Annotated in this window: 10 protein-coding genes; 5 read left to right on the top strand and 5 right to left on the bottom strand. The window is 62.8% G+C overall.

What is annotated here, in order from left to right; translation table 11 throughout:
- The first annotated feature begins 8 nt into the window (after positions 1 to 8).
- The 5 genes from RWL87_RS03865 (at position 9) to RWL87_RS03845 (ending at position 11174) form a co-directional block, all read left to right on the top strand.
- Entirely contained in the window at positions 9 to 2792 is a 2784-nt protein-coding gene (locus tag RWL87_RS03865; RefSeq protein WP_313968976.1) for a DUF6493 family protein, read from the top strand.
- Between the two features lie 78 nt (positions 2793 to 2870).
- Positions 2871 to 5771 carry an endonuclease gene (locus RWL87_RS03860; protein WP_313968975.1) on the top strand — a complete coding sequence of 967 codons (2901 nt, stop codon included), beginning with the start codon at positions 2871 to 2873 and terminating at the stop codon, positions 5769 to 5771.
- Positions 5764 to 6495 carry a hypothetical protein gene (locus RWL87_RS03855; RefSeq protein ID WP_313968974.1) on the top strand — a complete coding sequence of 244 codons (732 nt, stop codon included), beginning with the start codon at positions 5764 to 5766 and terminating at the stop codon, positions 6493 to 6495. The genes RWL87_RS03860 and RWL87_RS03855 overlap by 8 nt, the downstream gene beginning before the upstream one ends.
- Before the next feature lie 6 nt (positions 6496 to 6501).
- Entirely contained in the window at positions 6502 to 8121 is a 1620-nt protein-coding gene (locus RWL87_RS03850) for a DUF6493 family protein (protein WP_313968973.1), read from the top strand.
- Between the two features lie 449 nt (positions 8122 to 8570).
- The gene (locus tag RWL87_RS03845; protein WP_313968972.1) at positions 8571 to 11174 is read left to right on the top strand and encodes a hypothetical protein; all 2604 of its coding nucleotides are present in this window, start codon (positions 8571 to 8573) and stop codon (positions 11172 to 11174) included.
- 152 nt (positions 11175 to 11326) lie between these two features.
- Here the strand turns inward: RWL87_RS03845 and RWL87_RS03840 are convergent, their stop codons facing one another.
- The 5 genes from RWL87_RS03840 to tal form a co-directional block, all read right to left on the bottom strand.
- On the bottom strand, positions 11327 to 11674 hold the full coding sequence (locus RWL87_RS03840) for a type II toxin-antitoxin system HicB family antitoxin (protein ID WP_294627951.1): 348 nt from the start codon (positions 11672 to 11674) through the stop codon (positions 11327 to 11329).
- Positions 11675 to 11794: 120 nt separating this feature from the next.
- Entirely contained in the window at positions 11795 to 12889 is a 1095-nt protein-coding gene (locus RWL87_RS03835) for a 6-phosphogluconolactonase (protein WP_313968971.1), read from the bottom strand.
- Positions 12882 to 13868, bottom strand: coding sequence for a glucose-6-phosphate dehydrogenase assembly protein OpcA (locus tag RWL87_RS03830; RefSeq protein ID WP_049347008.1), 987 nt, complete (start codon positions 13866 to 13868; stop codon positions 12882 to 12884). Before RWL87_RS03830 ends, RWL87_RS03835 begins: the two co-directional genes overlap by 8 nt.
- Positions 13865 to 15412, bottom strand: a complete 1548-nt coding sequence (zwf, locus tag RWL87_RS03825; RefSeq protein WP_313968970.1) for a glucose-6-phosphate dehydrogenase — start codon at positions 15410 to 15412, stop codon at positions 13865 to 13867. The genes RWL87_RS03830 and zwf overlap by 4 nt, the downstream gene beginning before the upstream one ends.
- 277 nt (positions 15413 to 15689) lie before the next feature.
- Positions 15690 to 16790: a transaldolase gene (gene tal, locus RWL87_RS03820; RefSeq protein WP_049327155.1), complete on the bottom strand. Its 1101-nt coding sequence runs from the start codon at positions 16788 to 16790 to the stop codon at positions 15690 to 15692.
- Positions 16791 to 16862: the final 72 nt, after the last annotated feature.

Genomic DNA, 16862 nt, shown 5'->3' with positions numbered 1-16862 from the left:
AGACCATCATGAACGCACGACCCGAACCGCACACCTTCCCCGAAGGGGTCATCACCGAGCCGCTTCCCGGTGAAGTCATCCACCCGCTCCGCAGGCAACAGAAAACCTGGAGCGGAATCATGCACTTCAACCGCAACCTCGCCAACATTCTGGCGGTCGGCGGTACCCTCGAGCAGATTTACCGCCGCTGGCAGTACTTCGACATTATCAGCACTCCGTTCGGCTCCGAGGTCGGCAAAAATAAGCCCGGAACCGTCACCCAGGACCGCGTGAAAATCTACATTCAGACGGGTTGGTTCTCGGGTGCCGCCTCCATGCGACTTGCCGAACTCTACGACGGCGCGCACCTTGAACACGACGAGGAATACTACACCGCCCTCATTAACTGCGACCGCGAGCTGATCCTCCCGCTACTGCGCGAGGACGAACAGCTCCGCGAAGAACTCATCTGGGGCATGCTCGCCGTCGAAGGCAACCGGGACGTATCCCTCACCCAGCGCGACTCCTACAAGCCCGGGCAGAAGGACAACAACCCCGGCTGGTCCTGCGCCCTCATCGAAGCCAGCGAAACCGGGCTGATTAGCCGTGACCGCCTGATTGATGCGCTCCTGAGCTCCCTCATGAGCGACTTTCCGGCGTATCGGGTCGGCTGGTTCTCGCGTCTGGTCACCGGACTCAAACTTACCGCCGAAGAAATTGCGGCACGTCAGAGCGAATTTCTGACGCTTTTCTCCTCGCCCATCGGCCCGAGCGTGACCCTCGGCGTGCAGCATATTCACCGCCTCTGGACCAAAAACCCGCAGGCGCTGGACGCCACCGCCTTCGCTCACGCGGCACCCGCCGTGTGCGCCGGAACCAAAGCAAATACGCTCAAAATCCTGACCATGCTCCAGGCGCTCTACCGGGAGGGCACCCTCGACGCTGCCGCCTGCGAAGATGCGGTAGTCATGGCGCTCAGCCACGCCCACGCGCAGGTGCAGGCCGCCGCCCTCAAACACCTTGAAGAATGGGTGCAGGCAGGCGCCGCAGACAATGCGAGCGCCGACGCTGTTGTGTTCGCTGAGCGTGCCCGCGAACTCTACCGCGACTACCGATCGCAGCTGGATCCGCTTGTTGTGGCGCAGATTCAGGAAGAGGGCTCGCCGCTTATTGAGGAAATGCACGACCTGAAGAATAGCCTGGGGAATGGTCGGGGGAGCGGCGAGGCAAGCACCGCCCTCACTGAAGCTGCTGACATTGAGGCCGCCGCCGCGGAGGCGCTCGCCGCCTCCCGCGCCGTAATCCACCGGTACTGGGACACTCCCGTGCGCCCCGTGACCGCATCCGACGTGCAAGAACGCGCCCGTGCGCTCCTGCACCATCAGGTTGCGCCCTGCGCCACCCCCGATACGCTCAATGAAGCGGACCAGCCCGAAACGCACGCCGGATGCGAGCTGGAGTTGGAACTGCTCACCGCCTACCTGCTCAGCGTCGAAGGTATCGCGCAGAGCCCGAACCTGCTCGAACAGCTTGTTCCGCTCTGCCTGAAAAAGCTGAACCACTGGGGTTTGACATGGTTCGATATGCGCGCGCATTTGACGGTTCTTGCCGCCGCCGGGAAGCTGAGTGAGCGCCCGAAGGCGTCGGAGATGACCCCGAAGGAAGACCCCGGTACGGTGCCGAACCTGCACACCATGTACTCCCGCCACGCCGCGTTCTTCAGCACCAGCTTTAAGGATGCCCTCGGGGTGTTGCAGAGCAGGCAGAGCTACACCCCGCTTGTCACCTCCGAACTGTTTGGCGGGTGGGTGCATCCGGATACCCTGGTGCGCCGGTACGCCAAGAACCTGGCTGATGGAGCCACTATCCTGCGCCATGATTTCACGGCGGCGCTACTGCGTGTGCGCGTGCCGGAAGTGTTGCCTCCGTACGCTACCGACGAGCAGCGGCAGGACGCACAGAGCCGCCGCGCTGAGGCGCTGACCCTGCTTGGAAGCCTCGAAGACCAATACGTGAAGAACGCTCAGGAGGACGCTCCGCGCTCTGCTCCTACACAGATTCGCGTGCTCCGCTCCGCCCTCGACGGCACCCTCGCCACCGGGCGTATCAACCCTTACCTGGAATCCGTCACGGTATCCCAGCGGGAAACCAGCTGGGGCCTTCAGCTGAACGGGGTGGCGCACGGCGCCTCTACGCCCGAGCTGAACGCTTTCCGCGGTCTCGCCACCGCCCACCACAACGAAGAAGGACAGTACGCCCTGCTCTACCCCTCGCGGGCAGAACCGTTGGCGTACTATTGCGCCGGTAGCAACTGGTACATCTTGGACCACTCCGCCTTCGACCGCGAACTCTACCTGGCTTTGGCGGCGCACCCCGGCGTGTGGGGTCCTGCCTGCGCGTTCGTGTTTGCCGCGGGCTTCTCGGAGCAGCGCGTCGAGATTCGCTCCCTTGCCGTGGAGATCATGCATCGCGTGCTGGATGACCAGCTCAGCCTCGAGGACGCCACCACCGGTTTCGTGAACTTTGTGCCGCTGGCGATGCTGAACCGTTGGGCGCTCGCCCTCACCGACTTCGCTCAGCTGGATGCACGCCGGGCGGTGCGCTTCTTCGCGCGCCTCATCCCGCACCTGGATACCGGGGCGAACTCACTCGGTAAGCTGCTGGGTGCTTTCAGCCAGGCGTTGGCGACTCTCGACCCCGCCACCCGTGCGGAGCTCGTGGATGAGCCGCTGCTTACCTGGTTGGGTTCGCTGACCGGTTCTTCACAGAAGGCGCGGTACGCCCGGAATATCCTCAACCAGGTGCAGGGCTAACCGTCCCGCCCGCACCCGTTCAACGCTTCCGTTCAACTCGTTACAACCATTCACCATCAACTCCGAAAGCAGGTACCAATGACTGATACCGCCCAGCCGCATAACCCCAGCGGGCGCACCCTTGAAGAGCGCCGCGCCGCCCTCAAAGCCCTCATTGCGGCAGAATCAACTGACGTGCAGGAATACCACGCCGTCATCACCGGCACCACCGAGGAGGAACGCGCCTCCCTCGCCCGAACCCTCACCCCCAGGAGCGTGATCGGTAGCGACCATATTAACCGCACCCCGCTCGCCGCCTACGTTGCCGGGGCGCTCGTGCGCACCCCCAACGGCGACCCCTGGGAATACCACCGCTCCGCCGGCCGCGCCATGCGCACCCTGCTCTGGGAGGGGCGCCCGGATCAGCAGCTGATTGACGCGTTCCTGCTCGGCGCCACCGAACGCCCCGACGAGTGGATTCTGCGTTTTATTGAGGGCCTGTCGAACTCTTGGGCGCGCTCGAAGAAAATTTGGGAAACCTGCTACACGCTGCTTCGCGCCCGCAACCTGAGCTGCGAGGCCCCCGAATACCTGGTTCTTTTCCTGCACGAAGCCCTGCCCTGCGTGAAGAAGGGAAGCACCAGCAACCACGCCCAGCTCAAGACCTTCTTCACCCGCGACATGACCCTGCTCGACCAGGAATTCTGGGCGGTCTTCCGCACCGAGGGGGTGCTCTTCAAGGGCTACGGCAACCACATGGGCGAAAGCGCGGAACTGTGCCGCCTCATGGGCGAACACTTCGATATTCGCGACGAGATTCTGGACGCCCTGCTACGCGGCCTGACCAGCGATTTCAGCGCATTCAACTCGGCTGCGTTCCACTCCGTCTATACCGACCTGCAACCCACCGACGCGGAAAACCGGGCACGCTTCGGGCAGCTCATGGCTGTCCTCACCGCAGAGCCCAGCGCCTCCGTAGGATTCGCCCAGGCCATGCTGCAGAACGTGCTCAAAGCCTGCGCACCCGCCGCCCTGCAGAAGACCCCCGACCTGCAGCCCCTCGAACAGCTCGACCTGGAACAGCTCATCGACGCACTCGGCGCGAACCTCTACCGCACCGAAAAGAAGATTCAGCGCGGCGCCCTGCGCCTGCTCAAGCTCATCGCCACCCAATACGCTGGTTTGAGCAAAGCCAAGCGCAAGAAGACGCAAACCGCCGAGCAGGTGGCGCTCGCCAACTATGTTGCTGACCGCGTCCTCGAAGCTTACGAGGTGCTGCCCCTGGAGCTGCGCGGTGCCGCGGAAGCCTGCCTGCCCGAAGACCGCCTGCCTCAGCCTGAAGAGGCGGAGGCGGCGGGCGCCTCCGTAGAGGTGCCGCCGGTGCTGTTGCCCGGCACGATGAATCATGAGCCGTTCACCCCGATTACGGACGTGGAAGAGTTCTGCACTCTGCTGATCGAGGAATCGAACGCCCATCTCGGTCAAATCGTGGGGGCCGAACTCCCCGTTGCGAGGGGAGAGAACCTGGCTCGTCTTTACCACTTTGCGGCGACCGACAAGCTGGCACCGGCGGATCAGCAGCAGCTTCGTACCCTGCGCAAGATTTCCAGCGAATATTACTACAACAACGTCGCGTGTATGCCTGCGCTGTGCGCCGTGTTGGATACTAACGCCGAGGCCATGGGATGCAAATCCTGGGAGCTATCCGAGCTGACGCCGCTCCTGCAGTATTCCGACCGTAGTGAGATGGTTGCACGAGCTCGCCCGAGTAACGCGCTCCTGAGCAAGGAAGAGATGATTCGTCTGACTATTCAGAATAAACACCATCTCTGGAATGCTGACTACAAGCCGTTGAAGGGTTACCGTGACCTCTATGAGATCTTCCGCGAGCAGATGCGTGCCGTCGCCGCCGGGGGAGAGTACCACACAGAAGGTCGCACGGTGCGTCTGCTGAGCGCACCACTACCTGCCCGTCAGCTGACCTACAGTGACTGGACTTATCGCACTGTTTCTGGCCTGGATATGCCCTGGAGCGGATTCAACCGTGGTCTCGACAATGATCGAGTCTGGGAATACCAGGAGGCCAGCAGGTCGGGTCGTCTCCGCGAGGCAGGTTTCGAAAACTTTAACGTTGAGGAATTCGTGAAGTACCAGCCCATGTGGCAGGTCAAGGGCGACATCGTGGATACCGCAGATGAGGCGCGCGAGGCGCTGAGCCGTGCAACCGCTGGCATGAGCCCCGAGGAGGCCATCAGCTATGAGGCTCTTAACACCGCCTTGATTCCCTTCGTGTACCTACTGAATCTCGATAGCGTCGATGGGTGGCGGGGCGACTATATTATCGTGCTCACCGAGTGGGCGTCCTGGCTGCTTCAGAACAACCCGGACCTGCTCTCTGCATACTTCCTGTTTGCCGCTTCGCAGTGCGTTGAGGAGAAGACCATAACCCCCGTCCCCGTGCTGATGCGCGCGCTGAGGGATTCCACCGTGCAGGTGGGCGCTCCGACTTGCACTCTGCTCGGCTATGTGGCGAGCGCGAAGAACTCCGAGTACCGTCTGGCGGCAGCTGAAGCCATTGCGGCGCTCTTTGAGGCGGGCCTGCTGGATGCGTCAACCTTCGCAGAGACCCTGAAGTGGGCTCTGGAGGACGGGATGGTCCTTGCGAATCGCCTGGTGGCGACTCTGCGTGAGGTGTCGGGCATCGGCGTTCTGGCGGGTTGGCGTGTGCTGCAGGTTCTGCGTCTGCTCCTGCCGATGGTTGGTGGGCTGACAAAGGGCGGCGACTATGTGCGCCTGGCGGTGGAGCTTGCCGAACTGTACGGTACGCCGGTTGAGATTCCCGCCGAACTGGAGCCGAAAATGAAGGGATCCACGGTGCTGGCGAAGAGCCTGCGTGCCCTGGCCGCGGTGACCCCGCGCGTGACTGAGGAGGCGCTTGCCGCCCGCGAGGCCGCGCTCGCCCTGCTTGGGTCAGGCTCTGAGGAAGCCCAGCGTGGCTGAGAAGACGTGGAGTGCCGAATACCTGCAGGAGTTTCTGTGGCGTATTGTGCCGGGCCGTTCCATGCGTTCTATGGATGATGAGGCGATTGCTGAATTCTTGAGGGAGCATCCGGAGCACTGGGAAAAGATCTGGGCGCTGTTTACCGTGGAGGGTGCCATGCCCTCGAATGGTTTCGCAATCTGGTTTATTTATGATGCTCAGCTGACCATCTGCGGTCATGATTTGCTGGTGTATTTGGCGGAGCATTTTCCGCAGTATCGCGCCCGGATTGAGGAGGAGTGCGTTCAGGCGTTGCTGTGTGATTATGCGCCGCAGAACGCCCGCGTTTTCTCGCGTGCCTTTGAGGCGCTGACGGCGGTTCCGAAGGGTCTGCGGGGTGCTGAACGTAAGCAGGCTTTGGCGGAGCAGGCGCAATCCTATGCTCGGCACGGTACGCTGATTCCGGCGTTGTTGGCTTCGCCGGTGGCGACTACGGCTGCTTTGGGTGCGCAGATGCTGCTGAGTATTCTGCAGGTCTGCGTGCTGTCTGGCGGTTCTGTTTCTGCCGGTCAGGCGCCGCTGACTGCTGATGAGCTTCAAGCCTTGGTGGTGGAGGCGCTACCTGCCGCCGCGCAGTTGCTGTTCCGGCGTGAGAAGAAGCTGATGACCGCCGGTTTGAAGGTGCTTGAGTTGAGTGTTCGGGCGGTGCCGGAACGTGCCGGTGAGGTGTCTGCATACGTGTAGGATGCTGTGGAGGTTCTTCCTCTGGAGCTCAAGGACCGCGCCCAGAAGCTGTGCCCTGGCACTGTGCCCAGTCAACCCGGCTCGATGCAGCCCAGTTCGATTCAGCCCGCCTCAGATCTGCCGCCCCATAGCGTGCAGATCTCGGATGTCCCCGCCCTTGGGCTCTCAGCTGCTGAGCTGAACGCCGCTCTCAGAGCAACGCCGCAGGCTGGGCGCGCCTCCGAAGCCACCTGTGATGCTATTCGCGACGACCGGGACTGCGAGGAGCTACTGTTCACCCTCTACCACCTCAACGAGAGGGAGCAGTCTGTCTGCCGCATCCCGGTGCTGCTGGCCTACCTGCACCGGGCGCATCAGGAGGGGCGAATCATTGAGTTCAGTCCTGCTTTTCAGGGGCATCTGCGCCGCTACCTGAGTCGTGCCTGGCATGACGGTCGCGACCAGTTGCGGTATCTGGCGTACCGTCTGCTGGTCCAGCATGTGCACGCCTCAGACCCCGGGGCGGTAGCGGAGCATGTGGGGCGTTTTCAGCCTTCTGATTTTTACTTCAGGGGGTACCCGCGCAAGGGTAGCGAATATTGGGCGTACCGGTCGCCGACGGCGCTATTCCACGAGCAGCTTCGCGTTGCGTTCGGGGATCAGCCCTATAGTAGCGAGGGCGCGGCTGGGCAGGGTTTTGCGCCTCTGCTGGCTGAGCCGTTGCCTGCGGTGGAGCGCTCTTTTGAGCGTACGGTGATTCGTTTCAAGTCGTACCGTGAGGCGTTTCCGAAGGTTCTGCACGGCGAGTATGAGGTGAATGATTCCACCTATGAGCTGTGGCAGGTGCCGGGGGAGGAACCCGCTACGGAACGGAGCACGTTCACGGCGGCGGCGTACACGGTGGCTGGTGCCTGCGCGGAGTATCCGGGGCGTTCCCTGGAACATACCGAGGTGCCGTCTGTTGCCCTGGTATGTGGCTGGTACGCCTGGGCGATGCGCCACAACCCGGACCTTCTGGCGGCGCAGTATAAGCCATTGCTGAGTGTGTATCAGTTCTCTCGCCTTTACGGTTTTGAGGAGGTTCTGCAGACGCTCGGTGCGGCTGAGCGTGCTCTGGGCGTGCCGTCGTATAACTTCCTGGCGTGGGCTTCTGTGGTGCACGCCCCGGAGCGTCGCGCGTTGACGGCGGAGACGATTGCCTCCCTCATTGACCGCGGCAACTGGGATGCGCACCTTTTTGCCAGCGAGCTTGGGTACCTTCTGGAGCGCGGCTGGTTTGGGGTGAATCGCCTGGTGCAGACGTTGAACGATGCCGCTTTGCTGAGCCCTTTGGCGGGGTGGTCTGTCTTCCAGACGGTGCGCCAAATCCTTCCGTTAGTTCCGCAGGTGAGGCAGGGCGCTTCCATCGTGAAGCTGGCGGTGGAGCTTGCCGAACTGTACGGTGTGGCTGTTGAGATTCCCGCCGTCCTGGAGCCGAAGATGAAGGGATCCACGGTGCTGGCGAAGAGCCTGCGCGCCCTGGCAGCGGTGACCCCGCGCGTGACTGAGGAGGCGCTTGCCGCCCGCGAAGCCGCGCTCGCCCTGCTGGGTGGAGAAACCTCGAGCGGGGACACCTCGGGTGGGGGGCACCTCACCGGCAGGTGCTGAAGGGTAGCTTACAGTAGGGGAGTCATAGGGGAGCAACCCGTAACTGCGCCCCTATGCGCACAACCCCGTGTACCCAACCTTGTGCACCCAACCTCACTCACCGCCCCGTGACGAAACGGCTTGACCACCGTCGCGGGGCGGGAGTACTCTATAGGTAATGGCGGATCATGAAGAGTCCTACTTTCTGAAATATCTTTTTCTTATATTTGTCGGATTCTTCGCTTCCCGCCATTTTTCTTTTAACCGCCGTTCCCACCGCGATGACGGGGTGCAGATGACTGGCGAGCCCCGCACGGAATGACGTAACCGCCTGTTGCCTCGCGAATACGCACCCCCGCAGGTCACCGATGACCAAACGCAACGACAGCCCGCGCCCACGACGCTACGATAAGAACATAAACACACCACCGACGGTGACAGTCGGGTGAGACCAACGGAAAGGACGACCCGTGACCACTCCCTACGACGCATCCCCCTACCTGCAGGAATCACCCTACCTCAACGAATCCGCATACCTTCACGGCGAATCACCCGAAGGGCTTAGCCCCCTCGTGCGCCTCATCCTGATGCGCCGCTACGGCGTGTACGTCTTCACCGACCTGTACGGCCCCTACTACCGCTCAAACTACTCGAGCATTAATGAGCGGCACCAGGCCGGCGTATTCGATACCGACCTGGGGCGAGTGTCCGCCCTGAGCAATTGCGGCCTGACCCTCAGCGAGGAATCTCTCGCCCAGGCGCTGAAGGCTAGCACCAACGAATTTGCCCTGTTCTTGACCATCTGGTCCTACGAATACGGGTACCGCCCCGGCCGCGTGTTCCGCCGCGACTTTGATCTGCGCGCCCTGACGCTCACCGAGGAGCAGCGCTACACCGAGCAGATCATGCACTACCTCTCCAACCCGTACTACAACCCGGACGGCACCGAGCGCATCGTTGGCGGCCTGCCCGAGAACTACGTGCCCTATGAGTGGCAGCAGCCGATGAGCCGCTCCAACTTGACGAGTATGGAACGCAACCGCCGACCCCTGCAGATGGTCAGCGGCGTACAGAACGCCCTGATTATGGCGGATGCCCTCTATCGGCAACTGCTCGGTCAGCAGCAGGCGTACAGCCAGACCGACCAGCGCGACCTGGTGGCGCTGCGCCGCTTCCTCGCCCAGCATGATGCACTGCCGGCTGCCCGGCCGGAGAACACCAGCCGCGAGAACCGCGTGTTCATCGCCGCCTGCCTGCACCCCGAAGACGCTAAGCACTTGCGCACCATGAAGGAGGCGCTCGCCCTCGCCGCCGCCTACTCGCGCCTGCGTTTCAACGGCACGGTGGGCGACCTGAGCCTGAGCCACGCGCCGCGCCTGAAGCTGCGCCGCAACGAACGCACCCGCATCGCGCACCTGCTCAACCGCATCATTGAGGCTGACCCGGTCGGTGCCCGCTACGACAGCGCGCCCGCCGCTGAAATGTACAAGCGCCTCGTCAAGGCGATTCACCCAGGCGACTACCCCTCGCTGACCGCGCTGAGCCGCTGGGCTGACGACCTGTACCGCGGTGAGGTGTACAGCTTCGAGTCGCTGGTGGACCGCGCCTACGCCACCGGGGATGCGCAGAACGTGGCACGTCTGCTCTCCACGCGTCCGGGCGTGTTTGCGCGCCAGCTGGTGCGCGCCCTGACCGCTTTTGAGGCGCCGCGCTACGGCATCGACACCGCCCCGAGCCTCGGTCAGCAGGTCATCTTTGACGCGTTTGCCGCCGTGGCGCCGCGCGTGTCCGCACCCATCCTGGTGCAGATTCGCAACCTGGTGACCCTGCAACGCAACGCGCTCGCGAACCCGCCGAAGGAACGCCCCGCCAACCCTGTGGCGGTGCAGGAAGAGCAGGAACTGGCGGACTACGCGCGCCGCAACCCGGAGGGCGTCGCCAGGGTTCAGAACATTATGCAGAACGCGGGCATCCCGAACCCGCTGGGTTCGTTTTTTGGCGCTAATTCCGGCCCGGAGAACCCACTGCCGTCCATCCCAGTTGGTTCCGAGAGCCCCGCGAACCAGCGTGAGGAGCGCCGTGCGGCGTCCGCTCAGAAGACTCAGCCTGCCGCCCCGCAGCGCATGAACCTGTCAAAGACAGGTATCGCCACCATGATTCCGGCGCGCGAGTACAGCCCGGCGGTGCTGGACCTGTTGGAGCGCTTGGTTGAGATTGGCCTGGCCGGCCGCCTTGCCGAGACCAGCATCTACCTGCCCGAGCAGGTGGGGGACATGGTTATGCCGCTGAACACCCGCAGCGCCCGCCCTTCCCTGGACGGCATGGGCCGCTACAACACCTCCATGGTGCACCTGTCGCCCACCGGCGTGATTCGCCTCTTCTGCTTCTGGGATGAGGGCGTGGACATTGACCTGTCGCTGATGATGTTCGACGCCGAAGGCAACTACATGGACAAGATCAGCTACTGGTCGCAGACCGCAAAGAACAGCCAGGGCGCCATTTACGCGCACCACTCCGGTGACATTACGGACGGTACCGGCGGCGCCTGGGAGTACATCGACATTGAGGCGCGCAAGGCGCTCAAGGCGGAGGTGTGCTACCTCGTGCCGGTGGTGCAGCTGTACTCCGGCTTCGGGCAGACAAGTACCCTAGACGCGGTGAACGACCTGCAGGCGGGCTTCATGGTGGTGCCCGCCGTGGGTGTGGGTGAAGTGCACGAGGTGAGCCAGGTGCACACCAAGTTCGCCCTGCGCGCTGAGAGCCGCGGCGTGCTTCCGTTCATCGTGGACCTGCAGAACCGCGACCCGTACGACATTCCCGATGAGACCGACGCCATCGTGAAGGTGACGGACATCGGTCTTGCCCGCGGCATTAACGTGCTGCAGTCCGGCGCGAACATCACCGCCGTGCGTGAGCACTTCGACTGGGCGCAACCGATGACGGTGCGCGAGTACCTGCAGCTGACCGGCGCGAAGCTCGCCCCGACCGCAGAGGAGGCGCAGGAGGTGCTGGAGGCGACGGTTCCGTCGCTGGCGGCACTGTATGTGGGCTTCGAGGCGGACGAATCTTCGTAAGGTGCAAGAACCGTAGAATCCTGCCGCCCCTGAGCAGTAAGCGGGCATAGGAAAGGGTGGAGCCCCGGATAGCAACTATCCGGGGCTCCACCCTTTTGTCATGTCATAACATTTTAGAATCTTCGTTGGATGATGAAGATGTACTGGCTTACTTAGGCGACTGCCTCGAGCTGTTGGCTCACGTACTGGTTCAGGCTCTGGTGAGAAAGCGCTGCCTGCTGAACCAGACGACGGTGCAATTGCGGTGAAACACGCAAGTTAAATCGTCCCGAGAAGGAACGCAGGGAGAACGGCTCGGGTGCCTCGCGGCCGTCTTCTTCAAGAATTTCGAGGGTATCGGCGACGACTTCTCGAATACCTGCGAATGCTTCGGTCGAGGTCGGTGCCAGGTATGAGAGGCTGGGGAATTCGGCGACGGTTCCGACAAATTCCTGGTCGTCTTCAGACCACTCGACGCGGTAGGTGTAGAGCTCTTGGCGGGGGAGAGAGTGACTCGGCATACTTAATGGTACCACTTCTAGTACCATTTCGACTGGTTCAAAAACCATAGAGAAAAGCCCCGGATAGTCACCTAACCGGGGCCCCACCCTTTATTTGATATGTAGTTCAGAACCAGCACCTTACGGGCGGTTCTCAGGAGCCAGCGACTCCTCAGTAGCAAAAATCAGGGTCTGCTTCTTACCGCGCGCACCCACCGCCGGGGTTTCCAGCAGCAGCTCCGCGTTCAGGTCCTCAGCGTCCAGCTTCGCGCCAGCCAGCAGACGGCTGGTCGCATCCTGCTTATCCTCACCGGTGATGAGGAAGAAGACGTTGCGGGAATTGTTGATAATCGGCAGGGTCACCGACACGCGCTCAGCCGGAGGCTTCGGCGAATCAGAAACCATCACGGTCACAGCCTTACCGCCCTCAACCGGATCCTCCGGCAGGCCGGTACCCAGCAGAACCTGCTTACGGTCCGGGAACAGGGACGCAATGTGGCCATCAGGGCCCATGCCCAGCAGGGTGATGTCAAAGACCGGGGCGGGCCACTGGCCGCCACCGCCACCACCGCAGCCTCCGCCGCCGCATCCGCAACCACCGGCGGATTCGGCAGCCTCAGCGTCAAAGTCTTCGAGAGTGGTCTCTTCGATGGACTGCTCCGGTGCGGACGAACCGCAACCACCGCCACCGCAACCACAGCCGCCGGAACCGCCGTGCTCGTGACCTGCGCCGCCACCGTGACCGCCAGCCAGCGGCAGTTCGGTTGCGCCCTCGGGCATCTGCACGCTCACAGCCGGTGCGGAACCGGCGTAGTCGCGCATCTCAAAAGCGTAGTGCTCGGCGGCAGCCTCAAGGCCGGTGAAAATATCGGACGGACCCATGCGGTGCACGTTACCCACAACCAGGCCGTGCGACAGCAGGGGAGCGAGCAACGCCTCAATAGCCTGACCGTCATTACGTTCGGGGCTACGCTCGGGCACGAAACGCTCATCGGAGAACCAGAAGTGCACGCGCGACCAGTCGATATCCTTCACGCGCTCGTTCTCAGCCCACGCCTTCAAAGTCGCGATACCCATGGTGCCGCCGGTCAGCGAAATGTGGGCAATCGTGCGCTCAGAGAGCACGTGCTCAATGATGTCGAGGATGCGGGTCACCGCGTCTGCCGCGAGAGCTTCGCGGGTCGGGTGCGCCACCAGGACGGGGGTGGATGCGCCCATGTTCTGAATCTTAGGCATCGAAAACCTCCGGGTATTCTTCGAGGTCCAGCATATCTTCAGGCTGGCAGGTGTCGTCCACGAGGGTTACGGTGCGCAGCGCCTGCTTCAGCACGTCACCGTAGGTGTCGTCCGGGTCGAGGCGGCGCAGCTCCTCAGAGATGCACTCGGCGAGGGTACGCACCGGCAGCGCAATCTGCTGATCGGGTGCGTACGGGGTGGAGATGGTCGCCACGGAAATACCGGGGCGGAACATCGTCACGGAACCGTCTTCACGCTCAATGCTGACGCGGTACAGGCCGCGGTTTGCTGCGCCAATGGTGGCGAGGTGCACGGGCGCTTCAAGCTTCCAGCCGAGCCACGTACCGAGCAGTACCACGGACGGGGACTTGCCCGAACCCCACACAACCACGCGGCGCACGGGGGAGGAAGGCATCTGTTCCATGAGCGCTGCCAGCTGGGTGCGCCACAGGGTGAGGCGGGTCCACGCCAGGTCGGTGTCGCCGGCACGGAACACCTCGGCGAGGTGCTTGAGGGCTTCCTTCGGGTCTGCTGCACGTGCCGAATCGGTGATGCGGCGCTGCGCGATACGACCGATGGAGTGCTGTGCCGGGTTCTCGGGTACCGAGTGCGGCCACCAGACCACGATGGGGGAGTCCGGCAGCAACAGACCGGAAATCAGCGCCTCGGTCGGGCGGGATGCGCTACCCCAGCCGCGCAGAACAATCATCTCGGATGCGCCGGTGTCGCCGCCGAGGTGGATTTCTGCATCCAGCTGGTCGGGGTCGAGCGGGTCGTGGGAGATATGCACAATAATGCGGCTCGGGTGTTCGTGGGAGGCACGAATCGCGGCGCGCATTGCTTCGCGGGAGTGGCCCTTTTCCGCGAGAACAACGAGGGTGAGTACTCGTCCACTGCTGAGGCTACCGTTGGCGGCAGTCAGGTGGCTCAGTTCCTTGTTGATAGCGGAAACGGTGGTGTTATGCAGGTGCGAGATCACGGGCGCCTCCAAGCGCGGTTGTCACGCTCAAGCATCTCGTGTGCTGAACGCGGACCCCACGAACCGGACTCGTAGGGTTCAGGCTTAATGCGGTTTTCTTCCCAGTACTCTTCGAAGGGGTCGAGAATCTTCCAGGAGAGCTCAACTTCTTCGTGGCGGGGGAACAGCGGCGGCTCGCCGAGCAGAACGTCCAGGATGAGACGCTCGTAGGCTTCGGGGGATTCTTCAGTGAAGGAGTGGCCGTAGCCGAAGTCCATGTTGACGTCGCGGATTTCCATCTGGGTGCCGGGCACCTTTGCGGAGAAGCGGATGGTCATGCCTTCGTCGGGCTGCACGCGGATGACGATGGCGTTCTGGCCGACCTGCGGGTTTTCACGTTCGCCGAAGAGACGGTCGGAGGACTTCTTGAAGACCACGGCGATTTCGGTGACTCGGCGGCCCAGGCGCTTGCCGGCGCGCAGGTAGAAGGGGGTGCCCTCCCAGCGGCGGTTTGCGATGGACACCTTCAGCGCTGCGAAGGTTTCGGTGCGGGAGTCTGCGGGGATGTCGTTCTCGTCGAAGAAGCCGTTGACGTGTTCGCCGCCCTGGTAGCCTGCGGCGTACTGGCCGAGTGCGAAGGAGTTCGGCAGGTCGTCGATGCGCACAGCTTCGAGGACCTTAGCCTTTTCGGCGCGCAGGTGCTTCGCATCGAGGCTGAGGGGCTCTTCCATGGCGGTGAGGGCGAGCAGCTGCAGCAGGTGGTTCTGGATGACGTCGCGGGCCGCACCCACGCCGTCGTAGTAGCCTGCGCGGGAGCCGATGCCGATGTCTTCAGCCATGGTGATCTGGACGTGGTCCACGTAGTGGGAGTTCCAGAGGGGCTCGAACATCTGGTTGGAGAAACGCATCGCCAGGATGTTCTGAACGGTTTCCTTGCCCAGGTAGTGGTCGATGCGGAACACGGCGTCGGGCGGGAAGACTGCCTCCACGATGGAGTTCAGTTCGCGTGCGCTCTCAAGGTTGTGGCCGAAGGGCTTCTCGATGACCACGCGGCGCCAACCGTCAACGGGGTTGACGGTGTCGTTATCGCGGGATGCGAGGTCGTGTTCGGCGAGCTTGGTGAGGACCTGCTCGAATGCCTTCGGGGGGATGGAGAGGTAGAAGGCGTGGTTGCCGTGTGCACCGCGCTCGTCGAGTTCGGCGAGGGTGCCCTTCAGCTTCTCGAAGGCTGCGTCGTCGTCGAAGGCACCGACGACGAATCGCATGCCCTGCTGGAACTGGTTCCATACGTCCTCGCGGAAGGGGGTGCGGGCGTTTGCCTCAACAGATTCACGCACGTAGGCGCGGAAGTCGTCATCGCTCCAGGGGCGGCGGCCGAAGCCGACGAGGCCGAAGCTCGGGGGGAGCAAACCACGGTTCATGAGGTCGTATACTGCCGGAAGCAGCTTCTTGCGGGCCAGGTCACCGGTTACGCCAAAGAAGACGAGCGCGGACGGCCCCGCAATGCGGGTAATGCGGCGGTCGCGAGTGTCCCTGAGGGGGTTCGCTTCATGACCGATAGTCACAATATATTCCTTTGATTGCCTTGGTTGGTTCGTGCGGCGCGCGGTTCGTACCTTGTCGCGCGGAGGCGATGCCGCATTCTGGAAGGTGTGTACCCTGTATTGTACCGGTTTTGACGGGATTGTCTCAGTGGCACCCTAATTCGCCGAGATTCCCCGAACGGTGAAGCTCTGGCGGGAACCCCGGCGGATTAGGATGCGGTGCCGCGGTGCGCATCGGGCGGTGCACACCGACAGTGTTTAGTGCCGCGCTATATTTTCGGCGGCTACTGGGGCGCGGCTACTTAGCCTGCTCGAGTGCCTCGCGGACGGTCTGCAGTAGCTCTTCCCAGGAGACGTCGAACTTGGACAGGCCCTCAACCTCGAGCTTTTCCACGACCTCCGGGTAGGAGACGTGAACGGAGATAGCGTCCAGAACGTTGTTGGACTCGGAGTAGTTCGGCACGATGGTGTTGCCGGTAACCTCGCCGTGGTCGGCAACAGCGTTCAGGGTTGCCTCGGGCATGGTGTTCACGGTGTTGGGTGCAACCAGGCCGGTGACGTACAGGGTGTCCGGCAGGGAGGGGTCCTTCACGCCGGTGGATGCCCACAGCGGGCGCTGTACGTTCGCGCCGTGTGCCTGCAGACGTGCCCAACGCTCGGAGGAGAACATTTCCTCGAACACCTCGTAGGCGAGGCGTGCGTTTGCCAGGCCTGCCTTGCCCTTGAGCTGCACAGCGTCGCCGCCGGCAGCTTCGAGGCGTGCATCGATTTCGGTGTCTACGCGGGAGACGAAGAAGGATGCGACCGAGTGGATGGTGGACAGGTCCTTACCGTTCTCCAGCGCCTGCTCCAGGCCGAGCATGTAGGCGTTGATGACCTCGCGGTAGCGGGTCAGAGAGAAGATCAGAGTCACGTTCACGCTGATGCCAGCAGCCAGGGTCTCCGCGATGGGACGCAGGCCTTCCTGGGTTGCGGGGATCTTAATCATGACGTTTTCGCGATCCACGCGCTCGTAGAGTTCACGTGCCATCTTGGCGGTGCCTTCGGCGTCGCGTGCCAGGCGGGGGTCAACCTCGATGGAGACGCGGCCGTCAAAACCGTTGGATGCCTTGTAGACGGGTGCGAACACGTCGCAGGCGTTGCGTACGTCGTCGCAGGTTGCGGCGAAGACTGCCTCTTCAACGCTTGCGCCGGCGGCGGCAAGTTCACGCATCTGCTCGGCGTATGCGGCACCCTTGGAGAGAGCACCAGCGAAGATGGTGGGGTTGGTGGTCACACCGACGACGTTGTGGGTCTTGATGAGTTCGGCGAGGTTGCCGCTGGTCAGACGCTCACGGGAGAGGTCGTCAAGCCAGATGGAGACACCGGCGTCGGAAAGCTTCTGAGTGGACTCAGACATGTGAAAACCTTCGATTCTTTGTCGAAATTGAAATTTGAGATATCAGTGAAATCTTCTGGGCGGCGGGAGGCT

Origin of the sequence: uncultured Rothia sp. (genome assembly GCF_963555405.1) — a bacterium.
Classification (GTDB): Bacteria; Actinomycetota; Actinomycetes; order Actinomycetales; family Micrococcaceae; genus Rothia.
Note: the sequence above shows the minus strand (reverse complement) of the source record. Positions and strands in the feature narration are given on the sequence as shown.